The sequence below is a fragment of the Nocardioides sp. SLBN-35 genome, assembly GCF_006715725.1.
In the GTDB taxonomy this organism is placed as follows: domain Bacteria; phylum Actinomycetota; class Actinomycetes; order Propionibacteriales; family Nocardioidaceae; genus Nocardioides.
This window is the reverse complement of sequence record NZ_VFNU01000001.1, coordinates 1,124,214-1,141,611: the sequence shown is the minus strand read 5'-3', so window position 1 is coordinate 1,141,611 and position 17,398 is coordinate 1,124,214. Positions and strand designations below refer to the sequence as shown.

At 72.8% G+C, this 17,398-nt stretch carries 15 protein-coding genes; 5 read left to right on the top strand and 10 right to left on the bottom strand.

Features of this window, described 5'->3' with window-relative positions:
• Positions 1 to 2 precede the first annotated feature (2 nt).
• Positions 3 to 1,139: an acyl-CoA dehydrogenase family protein gene (locus FBY23_RS05510; protein WP_141797233.1), complete on the bottom strand. Its 1,137-nt coding sequence runs from the start codon at positions 1,137 to 1,139 to the stop codon at positions 3 to 5.
• Between the two features lie 201 nt (positions 1,140 to 1,340).
• Between FBY23_RS05510 and FBY23_RS05505 the strand changes: the two genes are divergently transcribed.
• Positions 1,341 to 2,516, top strand: coding sequence for a CaiB/BaiF CoA-transferase family protein (locus FBY23_RS05505; protein WP_141797232.1), 1,176 nt, complete (start codon positions 1,341 to 1,343; stop codon positions 2,514 to 2,516).
• Here FBY23_RS05505 and FBY23_RS05500 read toward each other — a convergent pair.
• Entirely contained in the window at positions 2,507 to 3,784 is a 1,278-nt protein-coding gene (locus FBY23_RS05500; RefSeq protein ID WP_141797231.1) for an alpha/beta hydrolase domain-containing protein, read from the bottom strand. The genes FBY23_RS05505 and FBY23_RS05500 overlap by 10 nt on opposite strands.
• Positions 3,785 to 3,813: 29 nt before the next feature.
• Here FBY23_RS05500 and FBY23_RS05495 point away from each other — a divergent pair, with 29 nt between their 5' ends.
• Complete coding sequence (locus FBY23_RS05495; protein WP_141797230.1) at positions 3,814 to 5,136, top strand: hypothetical protein; 1,323 nt, start codon at positions 3,814 to 3,816, stop codon at positions 5,134 to 5,136.
• 208 nt (positions 5,137 to 5,344) lie between these two features.
• On the opposite strand, the gene FBY23_RS05490 is transcribed toward FBY23_RS05495, so the two are convergent.
• From FBY23_RS05490 to FBY23_RS05470, 5 genes are all read right to left on the bottom strand, one after another.
• Positions 5,345 to 5,530 carry a DUF3073 domain-containing protein gene (locus tag FBY23_RS05490; protein ID WP_141797229.1) on the bottom strand — a complete coding sequence of 62 codons (186 nt, stop codon included), beginning with the start codon at positions 5,528 to 5,530 and terminating at the stop codon, positions 5,345 to 5,347.
• Positions 5,531 to 5,684: 154 nt separating this feature from the next.
• Positions 5,685 to 6,746 (bottom strand): phosphoribosylformylglycinamidine cyclo-ligase, encoded by a 1,062-nt coding sequence (gene purM / locus FBY23_RS05485; RefSeq protein ID WP_141797228.1) that lies wholly within the window; start codon positions 6,744 to 6,746, stop codon positions 5,685 to 5,687.
• 12 nt (positions 6,747 to 6,758) lie between these two features.
• Entirely contained in the window at positions 6,759 to 8,228 is a 1,470-nt protein-coding gene (gene purF, locus FBY23_RS05480; protein WP_141797227.1) for an amidophosphoribosyltransferase, read from the bottom strand.
• A gap of 25 nt (positions 8,229 to 8,253) precedes the next feature.
• On the bottom strand, positions 8,254 to 9,660 hold the full coding sequence (locus FBY23_RS05475) for an FAD/NAD(P)-binding protein (protein ID WP_260805772.1): 1,407 nt from the start codon (positions 9,658 to 9,660) through the stop codon (positions 8,254 to 8,256).
• 180 nt (positions 9,661 to 9,840) lie between these two features.
• Complete coding sequence (locus tag FBY23_RS05470) at positions 9,841 to 11,193, bottom strand: dipeptidase (protein WP_141797226.1); 1,353 nt, start codon at positions 11,191 to 11,193, stop codon at positions 9,841 to 9,843.
• A gap of 57 nt (positions 11,194 to 11,250) precedes the next feature.
• Between FBY23_RS05470 and FBY23_RS05465 the strand changes: the two genes are divergently transcribed.
• Positions 11,251 to 11,772, top strand: a complete 522-nt coding sequence (locus FBY23_RS05465; RefSeq protein ID WP_141797225.1) for a SecDF P1 head subdomain-containing protein — start codon at positions 11,251 to 11,253, stop codon at positions 11,770 to 11,772.
• Positions 11,773 to 11,775: 3 nt separating this feature from the next.
• Here FBY23_RS05465 and FBY23_RS05460 read toward each other — a convergent pair whose 3' ends face one another.
• Positions 11,776 to 12,135, bottom strand: a complete 360-nt coding sequence (locus FBY23_RS05460) for a sterol carrier family protein (protein ID WP_141797224.1) — start codon at positions 12,133 to 12,135, stop codon at positions 11,776 to 11,778.
• A 1-nt stretch (position 12,136) separates the two neighbouring features.
• Positions 12,137 to 12,700, bottom strand: coding sequence for a helix-turn-helix domain-containing protein (locus FBY23_RS05455; RefSeq protein ID WP_141797223.1), 564 nt, complete (start codon positions 12,698 to 12,700; stop codon positions 12,137 to 12,139).
• Between the two features lie 67 nt (positions 12,701 to 12,767).
• On the opposite strand from FBY23_RS05455, the gene FBY23_RS05450 reads away from it, so the two are divergent.
• Both FBY23_RS05450 and FBY23_RS05445 read left to right on the top strand, forming a co-directional pair.
• Positions 12,768 to 14,039 (top strand): MFS transporter, encoded by a 1,272-nt coding sequence (locus FBY23_RS05450; RefSeq protein WP_141797222.1) that lies wholly within the window; start codon positions 12,768 to 12,770, stop codon positions 14,037 to 14,039.
• 23 nt (positions 14,040 to 14,062) lie between these two features.
• Complete coding sequence (locus FBY23_RS05445; protein ID WP_141797221.1) at positions 14,063 to 15,103, top strand: hypothetical protein; 1,041 nt, start codon at positions 14,063 to 14,065, stop codon at positions 15,101 to 15,103.
• A gap of 20 nt (positions 15,104 to 15,123) precedes the next feature.
• Here the strand turns inward: FBY23_RS05445 and purL are convergent, their stop codons facing one another.
• Complete coding sequence (gene purL, locus FBY23_RS05440) at positions 15,124 to 17,397, bottom strand: phosphoribosylformylglycinamidine synthase subunit PurL (RefSeq protein WP_260805771.1); 2,274 nt, start codon at positions 17,395 to 17,397, stop codon at positions 15,124 to 15,126.
• Position 17,398: the final 1 nt, after the last annotated feature.

Below are 17,398 nucleotides of genomic sequence, written 5' to 3'. Positions count from 1 at the left end.
GATCATGCGAGGAGGTGGCGGGCCATGACCACCCGCTGGATCTGGTTGGTGCCCTCGTAGATCTGGGTGATCTTGGCGTCGCGCATCATCCGCTCCACCGGGAAGTCGCGGGTGTACCCGTAGCCACCGAGCAGCTGGACGGCGTCCGTGGTCACGGCCATGGCGGTGTCCGACGCGAGGCACTTGGCCGCCGCGCCGAAGAAGGTGAGGTCGTCACTTCCCGCCTCGCTGCGGGCCGCGGCGGCGTACACCATCTGGCGTGCCGCCTCCACGCGCATCCCCATGTCGGCGACCATGAACTGGATCCCCTGGAATTCGGCGATGGCCTGCCCGAACTGCCGACGCTCCTTCACGTAGGTGACAGCAGCATCCAACGCCCCCTGGGCGATGCCCACCGCCTCGGCACCGATCGAGACCCGGGTGTGGTCGAGGGTCCCGAGCGCCACCCGCATCCCGCGGCCACGCTCGCCGATCAGCCGGTCCAGCGGGATCCGGCAGTCCTCGAAATAGACCTCCCGCGTCACCGATCCCTTGAGGCCCATCTTCCGCTCGGGTTCGCCGTAGGAGATGCCGCCGTCGTCGGCATGCACCAGGAAGGCGGACAGCGACCGCGATGCATGCCCCGGATCGGTGACCGCGAAGACCACGATGTAGCGGGCGATCCCGGCCGACGTGATCCAGGTCTTGACGCCGTTGAGCACCCAGGAGTCACCCTCCAGCCGGGCCGATGTCCGCATCGCGGCGACATCGCTGCCCGCCTCGCGCTCGCTGATCGCGTAGGCCATCAGTGCCTCGCCCGAGGCGACCTCGGGCAGGTAGCGCCGGCGCTGCTCCTCACTGCCGTACTTCAGCAGCGGGACCACCCCCAGCTTGTTGGAGGTGATGATCGCGCAACTGGAGGCGCAGGCCCGGGCGACCTCCTCGACCGTGATGGCCGACGCGATCGCGTCGACACCGTCTCCTCCGTACTGCTCGGGGATCCCGGGGGCATGCAGACCGGCCGCGACCAGGACGTCGTAGCTCTCCTTGGGGAAGACCGCTTCCTCGTCGACCGCGGCGGCGCGGGGGGCCAGCTTCTCGGTGCTGACGCGGCGGGCGGCGGCGCGGAGCTCGTGGTGGACGTCATCGAGGAGGTACATGGGTTCGCTTTCGACGGGGATCGTTGCGGCACTATTCAGGCCGAGGTGACCCGGCTCACGCAATGTGCAAACGCCCTATGGCGGCGACGATGATTAGGCACTTGCACGTGGTCCTCCGAGACAAGGCGTCCCTACGGTTGCCGCGCTCGGGACGGTCGCAGGGATCGGCCCGAAGCCCCTGATCGACCGAGGAGGACGACGATGCCGCTGCTGACCGACGTGAAGGTGCTCGACCTGAGCCGGGTGCTGGCCGGCCCCTACTGCACCGCGATGTTGGGAGATCTGGGTGCCGACATCGTCAAGGTCGAGGCGCATCAGGGCGACGACGCCCGCCACCTCGGCCCGTTCCGCGACGGCGAGAGCGTCTACTTCGCCCAGCTCAACCACGGAAAGCGCAGCATCGCGCTGGACCTCAAGGACCCCGACGACCATGCCACCCTGCTGGACCTGGTTCGTGCCGCCGACGTCCTGGTCGAGAACTTCCGGCCGGGCGTGACCGCCCGCCTCGGCATCGACCACGCCAGCTTGAACGCGATCAACCCACGGCTCGTCTACGCCAGCATCTCCGGGTTCGGGCAGGATGGCCCGCTCGCCCATGCCCCGGCGTACGACCTGGTGGTCCAGGCCATGTCGGGCCTGATGGCAGGCACCGGAACGGTCGAGGGCGGGCCGACGCGGGTGGGCGAGTCCGTCGGCGACGTCATCGCCGGCCTGTACGCCGCCTGGGGCGTCACCGCCGCGCTCTTCGAGCGAGAGCGGACCGGCATCGGCCGCCACGTCGACATCGCGATGTTCGACTCTCTGGTCTCCCTCCAGGTCACCGCGATGAGCATCTTGACGGCGACCGGGGCGCTGCCGGGGCGGGTGGGCAACCGGCACCCGGTCTCCGCGCCCTTCGACACCTACCCGACCAACGACGGGCTCGTCGCGATCGCGGTGGCCAACGACAGCGTGTTCGCTCGGTTCTGTGCGCTCGTCGGACATCCCGAGGCCGCGAACGACCCCCGCTTCGGGGACGACTCCTCACGTACCGCGCACCGCGTCGACATCGAGGCCCTCGCGACGTGCTGGTCGACAGCACGTACGACGGCCGAGGCGGTAGCGGCCGCCGAGGAGGTCGGTGTGCCGGCAGCGCCGATCTGGGACCTGGCCCAGGCCCTCGCCAGCGAGCAGGCCACCCATCGTGGCCTGGTGGAGCATTTCGACCACCCGATCCTCGGACGCACTCCGTTCCTGACCCAGCCACTGCGCTTCCCCGGCTCCGTCCCGCGGGTTCCCGGAGCCCGTACCAGCCCGGCCCTGGGGGGCGATCGCGACACGGTCCTCATGGACTGGCTCAGCCGGGCTCCCGTGCAGGCCGGGGAGCCTCAGGCCTGACGCGCCTCTGCCAGCACCGCGTCCCGGTCTTCCCGGAGCACGAACCCGGCGGCGATGGCAGCCTCCGTCGCGCTCTCGTACGCCGACAGGTACGCCTCGTGCGTCGCCCACAGCCGCGCGCCGGCTCCCGCGGGCAGCGGGAGGGTGCGGCCGAACAGGCCACAGATGACCGACGCATCGGGACCGGCGTCGCCGGAGACGACATCGGCGGGTGCGTCGACGACGGGCGTGCGGATGCCGCCGCGGACGATGCCGAGGTCGTCGCGGACGAAGGCGCCGCCGACGATCTCCAGCGGCGGCGCGGAGGGGGCGGCAGGGCCGCCGCGAGCCCAGGCCTCGAGGTGGCGGAGCGCGGCGCGGGCGACGTACGCGTGCTGGCCGCGGTTGACCGGGTCGGGGCAGCCGAGGAAGGCCTCGAACTCGCCGATCTGGAACAGGTCGGCGTGGGCGGCGCCGGCGACCTCCCACACGCGCAGCAGGGGCCCGTCGGGCTGGCGGGCCGGCAGGTAGTTGATCCGGCCGAGCAGGTCGCCCTCGGCCTCGAGCACGAGGACCGGTACGTCGAGGTCGTCGCGGACCGGCGTCGGCTCGCCGGCGGCACGCGCGGCGAGGAGGTCGATGCCGCGGCCGGGCTCGCCGAGCGGGGCGGCGACGTCGCCGCGGCTGTGGACCAGGAAGCCGTCGAAGAAGCGCTCGGTCGGGTGGACGTGGTTGAGATAGGTCGTCAGCGCGTACGCCGACTGCGACTGACCGATCGCGAGAACCCGCTCCGCCCCGGTCAGCTCGGCCGCGGCCCGGGCGACGTCGGTGAAGATGCCGTAGGCGTAGGCGTCCCCGGGGTGGTGCAGGTCGCCGTACCGGACCGGGTCGACGGCCTTGAGACCCTGCAGTGCCGCGCCCTCGACCGTGACGGTCGCGGCGCCGTTCTCGACGCCGTTGCGCTGGGCGGAGACGCCGGCCCAGGCATGACCCTGACGGACCAGCTCCTCGGCGAGGTAGGTCCAGTCGGGGGCGGCGTCGGCGCCGCTGCTCACGTTGAGCCACTCGACGACGAGGGTCCCGCTGGCCGGCGCCGTCACCGGACGCCGTACGACGACCCGGGTCGTGTACGGCGCCTCTCCGTGTGCGGCGTCGACCGCCCGGGCGGTGCCGCTGGCGGCGTACTCCTCCTCGGACCAGCCCAGGGCAGCGAGGTCGGGGCCGGGGCGGGCGGCGCTCAGCGCGATGCCGTTGCCGCCGGTCAACGGGGTCAGGGTGGGGGCGGGCACGGACGCATCATGCCGCGTAGGGTGCGCCCGTGCTGCCGTCCTTCGAGATCGCCGCCCGCCACCGCCCGATCACCCTGGTGGCGGCCGAGGGCCTCCCCCTCCGCGCCCCCTTCGGCGCAGTCGAGGCGGCGGTGTCCGGGGACGGCGCGGCCGGGCTGGCACTGGAGGGGGCCGACGGGACGCGGCTGGCGGTGCGCCTCGAGGACGGCCGGGCCTCGCTGCTGGTCCGGATCGGCGGCGCCGAGCACGCGCTGCGCAGCCGGCGGTTCGGTCGCGTCTCCTCACCCCCCACCCGGCTGGGCCTGACCCTGACCGGCAGCCACCTCGCGGTGCTGACCCACGAGGACGGCGCCTGGGTCGCGCGTGGGCGCATCGACCTGCGCGAGATCGGCGGCCCCGACACCCGCGATCCGGACTGGCTGGCCGGGCTCACCCACGACGCCACGGGGGCGAGCGAGGTGCGCGCCGGGAGCTTCGGGCAGCTCGGGCTGCGTGACATCCGGGTGGTGTCGCACGCCGACGGGTCGCCGTACCGGATCGGCTCGGAGGTGCTGCTGACCGCCACCAGCGCCGGGCCGGGATTCTTCGACACCGCGCACACCTCGGTCTGGTCGCTGTCCCGGTCCGGTGGGATCAGCTGGCGCAGCGACCTGTTCTTCGAGCGTCCCGACCGACCGGGGGTGTACGGCGACCACGCCACCCACCTGGTCCGCGACGGCGATCGCTGGCTGGTCGCCACCAGCACCTGGTCGGACTTCCCAGCGCGCAAGGCGGACCGGGTCCCGGGCGCGCTCGGTGTCACCCTGGCCGAGTCGGCCGAGGACCTCACCCGCGGGCAGCACGTGCTGCCCACCCGGCGCCTGGACCTGCCCACCGACGGCCCCACGGTCGGGACCTGGGACCCGCACCTGGCGCGGACCCCGGACGGCGGGTGGCTGGTCGGCTTCGTCAGCGCGCGCAGGTTCTTCGACTTCCACCCGCTGCTCGCCGCCGGCCCGTCGCTCGACCACCTCGCCCTGCGGGGCGCGGCGACCGACCGCCGGGCGACCGAGGGCACCACCCTGCTCCGCGTCGGCGAGGACTGGAGGGTCCTGGCCAGCGACGGAAGGGACAACCGCCGGGCGGTCCGTGGCCGCTACCCGGTCTTCGACACGACGATGACCGAGATCGGCGCCCTGAGCGCGCCGTACCCCACCAACATCCCGTGGCCGAGCGTCCTGCCGCCCGACCCGGACGTGCCGGGCGACGAGTGGCGGCTGGTGACGTTCGACGGGCGCCGCTCAGGTGGCCGGCTCGCCGGCTACGGCACCCACGGAGACGTGGTGGTCATGCGACAGGCCGCGCCGGCGTGACCCGATCCGCGTCAACCCACGTCGTCGGTCATCGCGGGAAGCAATGGCGACGGAGCGCAGGGAGCGAGGAACGAGCGACCGGAGCGGAGGAGCCGAGTCTTTCCGCGAGCCGACCGTGTTGCCGCCACGCGGACGTGACGACCACGGACCTCGACTGCGGCGCGGCAGCGCGGCGCGAGGAACGAGCGACGCGCTCGCGCCATTCAGCTCAGTCGCGGCGGTCGGCGTAGTCCGACCACTTGTCGAGCACCTCGGGCTCCACCTCGTCGGCGCTGGACGATGCGGGCTCTCCATGGAGCTCCGCCGCCAGCGCCGAGAGGTCAGTCTCGTGAGTGCGGTACTTCAGGTCGCGAGCGACCTTGGTCTGCTTGGCTTTCGCACGGCCGCGGCCCATAGGGTCCAGCCCCCTCGCACACTTGGCCGGTAGCCCTCCGGGCCCCGGACTGCTGAATACGTAGTCTCGTGGGTCCAACGGTACATGGCCGGTGGGTGTTCCCGCACGCTGGGAGCCTCATCCGCACGCGTGGCGCGCGCGGATGAGGCGCAGGTCACCAACCGGGGTGCTGACCGACCAGCGTCACGCTGCCGTCGCCGGCCACGACCTCGCCCGCGACCCAGGCCTGGACGCCGTGCTCCCCGAGCGTGGCGATCGCCGCGTCGACCTCTGCGGCCGGGGTGAGGGAGACCATGCCGACGCCGCAGTTGAGGGTCGCTTCGAGGCTTGCCTGGTCGACACCGCCCGCCGTGCGGACGACGTCGAAGATCGGCTGCGGGGTCCAGCTCGCGCGGTCGAGCGTGGCGCTGAGGTGAGCGGGCATGACGCGGGCCAGGTTGTTGGCCAGTCCGCCACCGGTGATGTGGGCCATCGCGTGCGTGCCGGTCGCGTCGGCGAGCGCGAGGCAGGCCTTCGCGTAGATCTTCGTCGGCACGAGAAGCTCCTCGCCGAGCGTCGAGCCGAGCTCGTCGACCTGACGGTCGAGCTCCCAGCCGAGCTCGGTGAAGAAGACGTGCCGGGCCAGGGAGTAGCCGTTGGAGTGGAGTCCGGAGGCCTTCATCGCGATGACGACGTCGCCCTCCGCGACCTTCTCGGCGCCGAGCAGGCGGTGCGCGTCGACGACACCGGTGGTGGCGCCGGCGACGTCGTACTCGTCGGGGGCGAGCAGGCCGGGGTGCTCGGCGGTCTCACCGCCGACGAGCGCGCAGCCCGCCTCGGTGCACGCCTCGGCGATGCCCTTGACGATCGCGGCGATCCGCTCGGGCACGACCTTGCCGGTGGCGATGTAGTCGGTCATGAACAACGGCTCGGCACCGCAGACCACGAGGTCGTCGACGACCATGCCGACGAGGTCGAAGCCGATCGTGTCGTGCTTGTCCATCTTCCGCGCGATGTCGACCTTGGTACCGACGCCGTCGGTGGAGGTCGCGAGCAGCGGACGCTCGTACTTCTTCAGTGCCGAGGCGTCGAAGAGGCCGGCGAAGCCGCCCAGGCCACCCAGCACCTCGGGACGGCGGGACTTCGCGACCCACTCCTTCATCAGGTCGACGGCGCGGTCCGCGGCCTCGATGTCGACACCGGCACGGGCGTAGGCCCCGGTTGCATTGTCAGCCACGGTTCTCCTCGATCACGGATTGTTGAAAACAGGGAGGGCCTCGCCGTGGGTGCTCGGCGTGAGCGTGGCCTCGAGGAGGTGCTTGCCGAGCAGGCTCTCGTCGGGGAGCTCGATCGGGTAGTCGCCGGTGAAGCAGGCGGTGCACAGGGTGCTCTGCGGCTGGCCGGTCGCCTGGACCATGCCCTCGAGCGAGATGTAGCCGAGGCTGTCGGCGCCGACGCTGGCCGCGATCTCGTCGACGTCGAGGCCGTTGGCGATCAGCTCGGCACGGGTCGCGAAGTCGATGCCGTAGAAGCACGGCCACTTCACCGGCGGGGAGGAGATCCGGACGTGGACCTCGAGCGCGCCGGCCTCGCGGAGCATCCGGACCTGGGCGCGTTGGGTGTTTCCGCGCACGATCGAGTCGTCGACCACGACGATCCGCTTGCCGCGGATCATGTGCTCGAGCGCGTTGAGCTTGAGCCGGATGCCGAGCTGGCGCAGGGTCTGCGAGGGCTGGATGAAGGTGCGGCCGACGTAGGCGTTCTTGACGAAGCCCTGGCCGAACGGGATGCCGCTCTCCAGCGCGTAGCCGGACGCGGCAGGGGTGCCGGACTCGGGGACCGGGATGACCAGGTCGGCCTCGACCGGGAACTCGCGCGCGAGCTGGCGGCCCATCTCGACCCGCGCCTCGTGCACGCTGCGGTTGGCGATGGTGGCGTCGGGACGGGCGAGGTAGACGTACTCGAACACGCAGCCCTTGCGGCGCGGCTCGGCGAACTTGTGGGAGCGCAGACCGTCCTCGTCGATGACGATCAGCTCGCCCGGCTCGACCTCCCGCACGACGCTCGCGCCGGTGGTCGCCAGGGCGGCGTCCTCGCTCGCGACGACCCAACCCCGCTCGAGGCGGCCCAGCACGAGCGGCCGGATGCCCTCGGGGTCGCGGGCGGCGTACAGCGTGTTCTCGTTCATGAACACGAACGAGAACGCGCCCTCGACCTGCGGCAGCAGCTCCAGCGCGCGAGCCTCCAGCGACTGGTCGGGGTGGTGCGCGAGGAGCGCGGTCACCAGGCTCGTGTCGTTGGTGGACGACTCGAGGTTGTGGGCGTGGATGTCGAGCTCGCCGTCCTCGCTCGGCAGCGCCTGGACCATCTCCGCGAGGTGCGCGGTGTTGATCAGGTTGCCGTTGTGGCCGAGCGCGATCGAGCCGTCCTCGGTGGGCCGGAAGGTCGGCTGCGCGTTCTGCCACGTGCTCGCGCCCGTGGTCGAGTAGCGACAGTGACCGACCGCGAGGTGGCCCGCGAACGACTCGAGGGTGTTCTCGTCGAAGACCTGGGAGACGAGGCCCATGTCCTTGTAGACGAGGATCTGCCGACCGTTGCTGACCGAGATGCCCGCGGACTCCTGCCCGCGGTGCTGCAGCGAGTAGAGGCCGAAGTACGTCAGCTTCGCGACGTCCTCACCCGGGGCCCATACACCGAAGACTCCGCACACGTTGCGCAAGCCTACCGGCCGGGGCGCGGATCGCTCAGTTCGCGACGATGCTCCGAGACGTGCGCTGCACCACCGCCGTCGCGACCTGTGCCGCCTGCCCCCGGATCTCGGGGATCGCGGTCGACTCCCACAGCGTGCCCTTGCGCGGCGGGCCGACCACGAACAGCCCGTCGACGACCCGGCCGTCGGCCCCGAGGACGGCTCCGTCGACGGTGGCGTCGATGCCGAGCGCGAGGGGATCGGGGGTCACGGTGCCGCGGGCGACGAGGGCGCGCAGGAGCGGGTCGGAGCTGTGGCGTACGTCGGGCAGCGGGCCGGTGCAGTTGACGACCGCGTCGACGTCGACCGGTGCGTGGCCGGGTGCGGTGGTGACCCGGCAGCGCTCGCCGAGGTCCTCCACGGCGTGCAGGCTGCCGGCGTGGACGGCCAGCCGGTCGTCGTACCGGTAGGACTGGAGGCGCAGCGCGACCTCGGGCGCCATCCGGTGCCGGCGCACCTCCCAGTCCCGGGCGTGGACGTCGAGGAAGCGGCGGCGCTCGGCGACCGGAAGGCGGCGCCACAGCTCTTGGGTGAGCGGACGCAGGCCGTCGACGACCGCACGCCAGCCGACCCCGCGCTCGGCGGCGGCGCGGCACTCGTCGGCGAGCGCCGCGGCGATGCCGTCGGCGGTGACGGCGTCGTCGGGGACCTTGGTGACCCAGGCGGTGTGGGCCTGGCCGACGTGCGGCTTGGGCAGCAGCCCGTTGCGGCTGACGAGCGTGACGTGGCGCGCAGGGCCGTCCTCGAGCAGTGTGATGGTCGTGTCGATGCCGGTCAGCCCGGTGCCGACGACGACCACGCGGGCGTCGGCGGGGAGGGCGCGCAGCCGCGCCAGCTCCCAGGGGTTGGCGACATGCCAGGGCGCATCGGGCAGAGCCGCCCCGCCCGCGGTGGCGAGCGGACGGGGCGGCTGGTTCCCGTGGCACAGCACGACGGCGTCGGCGTGCGCGGCGGACCGCTCGGTGACGACCTCGAAGCCGGCGCCGGTGGGGACGACGTCGAGGACCCGGCCGGCGCGGATCCGGAGCCGGTCGTCGGCGACGTCGGCCAGCCGGTCCTGGAGGTAGATCGCGTAGTCGGCGCGCGGCAGGAAGCCCTGCGGGTCGCTGCTGCGACCGGTACGCAGCGCCCAGTCGAGCAGGTCCGAGGGCGCGTCGGGGAAGGCACTCATGTGCCGGGCGCGGACGTTGAGCAGGTGGCGCTGGTCGTTGGTGCCGTAGGCGACGCCCCGGCCGACGATGCCGCTGGCCTCGTGGACGACGACCTCGAGGCCCGGGTCGTCGGATCGCACCAGCAGGTTGATGGCAGTGAGGACCCCGCTCGCGCCACCGCCGATCACCGCCACCCGGGTCCGCGTGCGGGGGGACGTCGGGGTCGCCGTCGGGATGCTCGTCGCCGTCATGCGAGTGAGTCTAGCGAATCACTGCACTTAAGCCAGTTCGAGTTGCCCCGTCCTCACCGTTGAGTTGCCGCATCCTCACCGTTGAGTTGCCGATTCCTGCGCCGGCGGCCGATCGAAGTGGCAACTCGGACGTGAGGATGCGGCAACTCAACGGTGAGTCAGGGGCAACTCGACGCGAGGTCAGGCGCCGAGGTTGCGCAGCAGCAGCGCCTCGGCGAGCAGCACCTTCTCGAACTCGGCGAGGTGCAGTCCCTCGTTGGGGCCGTGGGCGCGGGTGTCGGGGTCCTCGACGCCGGTCACCAGCACGGAGGCCTGCGGGAAGGACTCGAGGAACTCCGCGATGAACGGGATCGAGCCGCCGACGCCCATGTCGACCGGGGCGGTGCCGTCCCAGGCCTCGGTGAACGCGGCCCGCGCGGCGTCGTACGCCGGACCGGTGACCTCGAGCGCGATCGGCTCGCCGGTGTCGACGACGTCGATGGTGAGCTGCGCGCCCCACGGGACCTGCTTCTCGAGGTGGGCGCGCAGGCAGGCGAGGGCGTTCTCGGAGGTCTCGCCGGGCGCCGTGCGCAGCGCGAGGCGGGCGCGGGCCGACGGGATGAGGGTGTTGGACGAGCCGTCGACCTTGGGGGCGTCGAGGCCGATGACCGACAGCGCGGGCTTGGTCCACAGCCGCTCGACGGCCGGGCCGGAGCCGATCCACTCGACGCCCTCGGCGACCCCGGACTCGGCGCGGAGCCGCTCCTCGGGGTACTCGACGTCGGCGGCGGGCCCGGAGTGCAGGCCCGCGACAGCGACGTTGCCGGCGTCGTCGTGGAGGCTCGCGATCAGCCGCGACAGGGTGATCAGGGCGTCGGGGACCAGGCCGCCCCACATGCCCTGGTGGACGGCGTGGCTGAGGGTACGGACCTCGACGTTGACGCGGACCAGGCCGCGCAGGCTGGTGGTGAGCGCCGGGACGCCGATGTCCCAGTTGCCGGAGTCGGCGATCACGATGACGTCGGAGCGCAGCTCCTCGACGTACTTCTGCAGCAGCTGCGGGAGGGTCGCGCTGGCGACCTCCTCCTCGCCCTCGATGAACAGCCGGACGGTGACCGGCAGGTCGTCGCCGAGCATCCGCAGCGCGGCGACGTGGGTGAGGATGCCGGCCTTGTCGTCGGCGGCGCCGCGCCCGTAGAGCCGGCCGTCGCGCTCGGTGGGCTCCCACGGCGGGGAGTCCCACTCGGCGTGGTCGTTCTCGGGCTGCACGTCGTGGTGGGCGTAGAGGAGCACCGTGGGCGCACCCTCGGGCCCCTTCTTCTCCCCGATGATGGCGGGCGGGGCGCCGTCGAAGGCGCGCACGATCCGCACGTCGACGCCCTCCGCGGCGAACAGGTCAGCAGTGGCCTGGGCGCTCACCTCGACCTGGTCGAGGCGGGCGGGGTCGGCGCTGACGGACTGGATGCGGACGAGGGCCTCGAGGTCCGATCGGACACCCGGGAGGATCTCGGCGAGGCGCGTACGCAGGTCGGTGGTGGAGACGGGTCCGGTCATGCCCGCCAATCTATGGGGCAGCATCGAGGCATGGCACTTTCTCGGACCCTCACGGCCATGACCACCGCGGCGACCCTCGTCCTCGCCCTCGCCGCGTGCGGCGGCGGCGACGACAGCGACGACAGCGACGACACCGAGCGCGGCGACGGCGGTACGCCGGCCGAGCCCGTGCAGTTCCGCCGCGTCCTCGAGCAGACGACCGACGCCTGCCCCGGCCCGGCGGTGCAGCCGGACCCGGCGGCGGAGGCGATCGCCTGCGACGACGAGGGCACCGCCCACCGGCTGGCGCCGGCCGAGATCGTCGGCGGCGTCGACGACGCCGAGGCTGCGATGAGCCCCGACGGCGGCGGCTGGACGGTCGCCGTCGAGCTCGACGACGAGGCGACCACGACCTTCGAGGCCATCACCCGCGAGCTGGTCGGGACCCAGCAGCAGGTGGCGATCGTGACCGGCGGGCGGATCGTCACCGCGCCCGTCATCCAGTCCGCGATCACTGACGGCAAGGTGCAGATCGCCGGCGACCTGGACCGCGACGAGGCCGAGGCGCTGGCCGACGCCCTGGAGGGCGCGGAGGGCTGAGGCCTATCCCAGCGGCAGGTAGAGCGTCAGGTCGGTCCGCTCCCCGCTGGCCTGCACCCGCGCGCTCTCGACGGCGTCGGTCCACGCGAGCCGGCCCGTCGCGAGCGCGATCCAGGTGGCGGCGTCGGTCTCGATGACGGCGGGCGGGGTGCCGCGGGTGTGCCGCACGCCCTCGATCACCTGCACGGCGGCGTACGGCGGCACCCGGACCTCGACCGAGCGGCCCGGGGCGAGGGTCTCGAGCAGGGCGAGGAAGTGCTTGGTGAGCAGCCGCAGGTCGGCGCGCTGCGCCGTACCCGCATCGAGGCGGGCCAGGGCCGCGGCGACCTCGGCGGCAGGGGCGGGCTTGAGCCGGGCGGGCATGTCAGAGGTCCTCGGGGTAGGGCTGGATGAGCTGGAGCACCGAGTAGGTCTCGCGCCCCTCGCCGGGACCGTGCTCGCGGCCGGCCTCGCGCCGGCGCTCGACGACCTCGATGAGCTCGTCCATCAGCTCGCGGGCCTCGTCGGGACTGAGCAGGAGCGACCACTCCGAGACGCTACGGCCCGGCTGCTCGGCGTCGTCGGCGACGGCGAAGGCGCGCTCGACGAGGTGCTGGCCGTGGGCGACGGCGTTGCGCCGGAAGACGGCGTACGCCGCACGGCCACCCGGCTGGGCGAGCATGTCGGCGGTGCGGAACCGGATCCCGTCGGGGTCGACCAGCCGCCAGACCCGGTCGCGGCGGTCGCGCGCGGCGTCGGGGTCATCCTCGACCAGGCCGTACTTCGCCAGCTGGCGCAGGTGGAAGCTGGCCTGGTTGGCCGGGATGTCGAGGACCCGGGCGATGTCGGCGGCGCGCATCGAGCCCGCCGCGGAGAGCTCGTGGAGCACCCGGTTGCGGGTGGGGTGCGCGATCGCGCGGAGGATCCGCGGGTCGTCGTACATCACCATGGCACCACCCTACCGACATCCGCAGGACTCATTGCGCAATATGTGTTGCGCAACATATGGTGCGGGAATGTCGTCCTACCGCTCGCTGGCGCGCAACCACGACTTCACCGCGCTCTGGATCGCGGCGACCGTCTCCGAGCTCGGCACCCGCATCACGACCTTCGCGCTGCCTCTGGTGGCCTATGCGCTCAGCGGGTCGGCACTGTGGGCCGCGGCGGCCGAGGCGGCGTACCTGCTCGGCATGGTGGTGATGCTGCTGCCCGCGGGCGTGCTCGCCGACCGGTACCACCGGCTGCGCCTGATGCGCCTCTCCCTCGGCGCCGGCGTCGTCCTGCACGCCTCACTGGTCGCCGCGGGCGTGGCCGGCCGGCTCGCCCTCCCCCACCTGCTCGCCGTCGCCGTCGCCAGCGGCCTGGTCGCGGGGCTGTTCCTCCCGGCCGAGAACTCCGCGATCCGCCGGGTCGTCGACCGCGTGGAGCTGCCCACCGCGCTCAGCCAGCAACAGGCGCGCCAGCACATCGCGAGCCTGCTCGGCGGTCCCCTCGGGGGCGCGCTGTACGGCGTCGCGCGGTGGGCGCCGTTCGCCGCGGACGCCGTCACCTACGCGCTGAGCTGGGTGCTGCTCGGCCGGGTCCGCACCGACCTCTCCCCCGAGCCGCGGACCGCCGCCCCGGGCGTCCCCGGCCGCCCGCTGCGGGACCTCGGCGAGGGCCTGCGGTTCCTGTGGGGCCACCGGTTCCTGCGGATCGTGCTGTGCTGGTCGCCGGCGGCCAACCTGGTGGTCAACGCGCTCTTCTTCGTCTCGCTGCTGCGCCTGGTCGAGGCCGGCTTCCCGGCCTGGCAGATCGGGCTGGCGGAGACCGCGATCGGCACCTTCGGCATCCTCGGCGCGCTCGCCGCGCCGGTCCTCATCGAGCGGTGCGCGACCGGCGCACTCGTGGTGGTCGTGGCGTGGAGCTTCGTGCCGCTCGCCGTACCCCTCGCGCTGTGGAACCACCCGTGGTCGCTCGCCCTCGCCTCCTCGGCCGGCATGCTCCTCAACCCGGCCGGCAACGCGGCCCTCGGCTCGTACCGCCTCGCGATCACGCCGCCCGACCTGGTCGGGCGGATGCAGGCGTCGATGCAGGCGGTGTCGATGCTGACCATCCCGCTCGCCCCCGCGCTGGCCGGCGCCCTGCTCACCCTGCTCGGCGGCCGGGACGCCGTGCTCGCCCTCGGCGCGCTGACCGCTGCCGTCGCACTCGTGCCCACCTTGTCGCGGTCGGTCCGTGCGGTGCCGCGGCCCTCGCGGTGGACACCGCTCACCCCTCCGGATCGGAGTCCCGCACACGCCGCGTGACCGCGACCACCACAATGGGGCCCATGCTCCTTCGTCGCAGCTCCACGGGCCTGCTCGGTCTGCTCCTGCTCGCGCCCGTCCTCGCTGCGTGCGGGGGCGACAGCGGGATCGAGGTCGGCGACGTGGTGGCCGCTGCGGACGACGCCCAGTTCTCCGGACAGGGCGTCGAGTCCGTCGTGGCCCTGCCGGTGGGGCGCCTCGAGGTGACCGCGGGCAAGCCGGTCACGGAGATCTCGGCAGCCGACACCCGCCAGGTCGCGAAGGTCGTGGCCCCGGAGGGCAGTGCGTTCGTGCCGATCACCTGGCAGTACGACGCCGCCACCTTCGGCGCACTGTCCGGCTACCTCACGACCGATGCGAGCCCGGTGATCGACCTGGTGGCCGACGGGGCGTCGTACCGGATCCCGGCCCCGGAGCTCACGGGCGAGGGCTCCAGCTCGTTCTACGTGCTGGTGTCCGGCACCGGCGCCGACCCGAAGCTCGACGTCGACTTCGACGGCGTCACCCAGAAGGTCGACCTGGCCAGCGGCGAGGTCGAGGAGGGCCGAGCGGCCCCGCTCTACGACATCACCAAGCCCCGCGCGAAGCGCTTCCCGTGCTCACCGGAGGTCGAGTTCGGGCGGACGACGCCGCGCGCGCCGGAGTTCACCTGCACCGTGACCCGCCCGGTCGACCTGCCGTACGCCGGCGACGCCTGGGCGGCGGAGGGCCACAGCTGGCGGGTGGTGACCGTGCGGACCACGCTCGGCCGCTGGACCGAGGTCGCCGACGACCTCAAGTCAGGTGCGGTCTACTACGCCGACAACGTCGAGAGCAGCTACCGGCTCGGCGACGTCGAGGCCGCCCACGTGATCCGGAACTCGACCAACACCGCCTGCCCGGACCTGACCAACAGCGGCGCCTGCACCACCGAGTTCAAGGTCGTCTTCGACGTCGAGGGCAAGCCGTCGCGGGCGCTGGCGATCGAGCAGGACTTCGACCTGCGCCTGGCCACCGTCTTCGGCGGCAGCGAGGCGACGGACACCCTGGACCTGAAGGTCAACGCCACGGCGCGCCTGAAGTAGGCGCGCCCGGTCGATTCGGCTCAGCCCAGCGCGGTGGGCAGCGTCGCGCTCCACGCGTCGCGCAGCTCGCCGAGCGCCACCTCGAACTGCCCCTCGACCGCGAGCACGTCGCCACCGGTGGCGCCGAGCTCGGTCAGGGGGACGTCGTGGCGCGCGCACAGCGCACGCAGCTCGTCGAGGTCGCCGGCGGCGACGGTGACGACCGCGCGGGCGGCGGACTCGGCGTACAGGCCGACGAAGGCGTCGCCCTCGAGCTCGACCCGCGCGCCGATCCCGCTGACCATGGCCGCCTCGGCGAGGGCCTGGGCCAGGCCGCCGTCGGAGAGGTCGTGGGCGCTGGTCGCGATGCCGACGAGGTCCTTGAGCAGGCGGGCGAGGTTGCGCTCGGCACGCAGGTCGACCCGCGGCGGCAGGCCGCCGAGGTGGCCGTGGGCGACGTTGGCCCACTCCGAGCCGGACAGCTCCTCGCGGGTGGTGCCGAGCAGCACGATCCGCTCGTCGGCGGCCTGGAAGGACGAGGGGGTACGACGACGCACGTCCTCGATCACGCCGAGCACGGCGACGACGGGGGTCGGCAGGATCGCGGTCTCGCCGGTCTGGTTGTAGAGGCTGACATTGCCGCCGGTGACCGGGATGCCGAGCTCGAGGCAGGCGTCCTTCAGGCCTCGGCAGGCCTCGGCGAACTGCCACATCACGGCCGGGTCCTCGGGCGAGCCGAAGTTGAGGCAGTCGGAGACCGCCAGCGGCAGCGCGCCGCCGGTGGCGACGTTGCGGTAGGCCTCGGCGAGCGCGAGCTGGGCGCCGGCGTACGGGTCGAGCTTGGCGAAGCGGCCGTTGCAGTCGGTGGAGATCGACACCCCGAGGTGGGTCTCCTCGTCGACGCGGACCATGCCGGAGTCGGCCGGCTGCGCGAGGACGGTGTTGCCCTGGACGTAGCGGTCGTACTGGTCGGTGATCCACGACTTGTCGCACAGGTTGGGGCTGGCGACCAGCTGGAGCAGGGTGGCGCGCAGCTCGTCGCCGGTGGTGGGCCGGGCGAGCTTCTCGGCACCGTCGGCCTGCAGCGCGTCCTGCCACTCCGGGCGGGCGAACGGGCGCTCGTAGACGGGGCCGTCGTGCGCGACGGTCCGCGGGGGCACGTCGACCACGGTCTCGCCGTGCCAGTCGATGACCAGGCGGCCGGTCTCGGTGACCTCGCCGATGACCGAGGCCTCGACGTCCCACTTGGTGGTGATCGCCAGGAAGGCGGCGATGTCGCCGGGCTCGACGACCGCCATCATCCGCTCCTGGCTCTCGCTCATGAGGATCTCCTCGGGCGAGAGGGTCGAGTCGCGCAGCGGCACCTTGTCGAGGTGGACGTGCATGCCGCCGTCGCCGGCGGACGCCAGCTCGGAGGTCGCGCAGGACAGGCCCGCGCCGCCGAGGTCCTGGATGCCGGCGACGACGCCGGCCCGGAACAGCTCCAGCGTGCACTCGATGAGCAGCTTCTCCATGAACGGGTCGCCGACCTGGACGCTCGGGCGCTTGGCCGGGCCGTCGGCGTCGAAGGTCTCGGAGGCGAGCACCGAGACACCGCCGATGCCGTCGCCACCGGTGCGGGCGCCGTACAGGACGACGAGGTTGCCCTCTCCGGACGCCTTGGCGAGGTGGAGGTCCTCGTGGCGCAGCACCCCGATGCATCCCGCGTTGACGAGCGGGTTGCCGAGGTAGGTCTCGTCGAAGACGGCCTCGCCGCCGATGTTGGGCAGGCCCAGGCAGTTGCCGTAGCCGCCGACGCCCGCGACGATCCCGGGCAGCACGCGGTGGGTGTCGTCGGCGTCGAGCGGGCCGAAGCGCAGCGGGTCCACGACCGCGACCGGACGCGCACCCATCGCGATGATGTCGCGGACGATGCCGCCGACACCGGTCGCGGCACCCTGGTAGGGCTCGACGTACGACGGGTGGTTGTGGCTCTCGACCTTGAAGCTGACCGCGTAGCCCTGGCCGATGTCGATGACGCCGGCGTTCTCGCCGATGCCCGCGAGCATCGGGCCGATCGGGGTCTCCTGCGGGATCTCGCCGAACTGCTTGAGGTGCACCTTGGAGGACTTGTAGGAGCAGTGCTCGCTCCACATGACCGAGTACATCGCCAGCTCCGCGCCGGTGGGGCGACGGCCCAGGATCTCGCGGATCCGCTCGTACTCGTCGGCCTTCAGGCCGAGCTCGGACCAGGGCTGCTCCCGGTCGGGGTCACCGGCCGCCACGGCCACGGTGTCGAGTGCGGAGCGTACGGGTGCGGAAGCGGTGTCGGCCACG

Bases quoted from the DNA above. Each gene is read 5' to 3' on its own strand.
- FBY23_RS05510 (WP_141797233.1), bottom strand. From the start codon at position 1,139: ATGTACCTCCTCGATGACGTCCACCACGAGCTCCGCGCCGCCGCCCGC.
- FBY23_RS05505 (WP_141797232.1), top strand. From the start codon at position 1,341: ATGCCGCTGCTGACCGACGTGAAGGTGCTCGACCTGAGCCGGGTGCTG.
- FBY23_RS05490 (WP_141797229.1), bottom strand. From the start codon at position 5,530: ATGGGCCGCGGCCGTGCGAAAGCCAAGCAGACCAAGGTCGCTCGCGAC.
- FBY23_RS05475 (WP_260805772.1), bottom strand. From the start codon at position 9,660: ATGACGGCGACGAGCATCCCGACGGCGACCCCGACGTCCCCCCGCACG.
- FBY23_RS05470 (WP_141797226.1), bottom strand. From the start codon at position 11,193: ATGACCGGACCCGTCTCCACCACCGACCTGCGTACGCGCCTCGCCGAG.
- FBY23_RS05465 (WP_141797225.1), top strand. From the start codon at position 11,251: ATGACCACCGCGGCGACCCTCGTCCTCGCCCTCGCCGCGTGCGGCGGC.
- FBY23_RS05460 (WP_141797224.1), bottom strand. From the start codon at position 12,135: ATGCCCGCCCGGCTCAAGCCCGCCCCTGCCGCCGAGGTCGCCGCGGCC.
- FBY23_RS05455 (WP_141797223.1), bottom strand. From the start codon at position 12,700: ATGGTGATGTACGACGACCCGCGGATCCTCCGCGCGATCGCGCACCCC.
- FBY23_RS05450 (WP_141797222.1), top strand. From the start codon at position 12,768: ATGTCGTCCTACCGCTCGCTGGCGCGCAACCACGACTTCACCGCGCTC.
- FBY23_RS05445 (WP_141797221.1), top strand. From the start codon at position 14,063: ATGCTCCTTCGTCGCAGCTCCACGGGCCTGCTCGGTCTGCTCCTGCTC.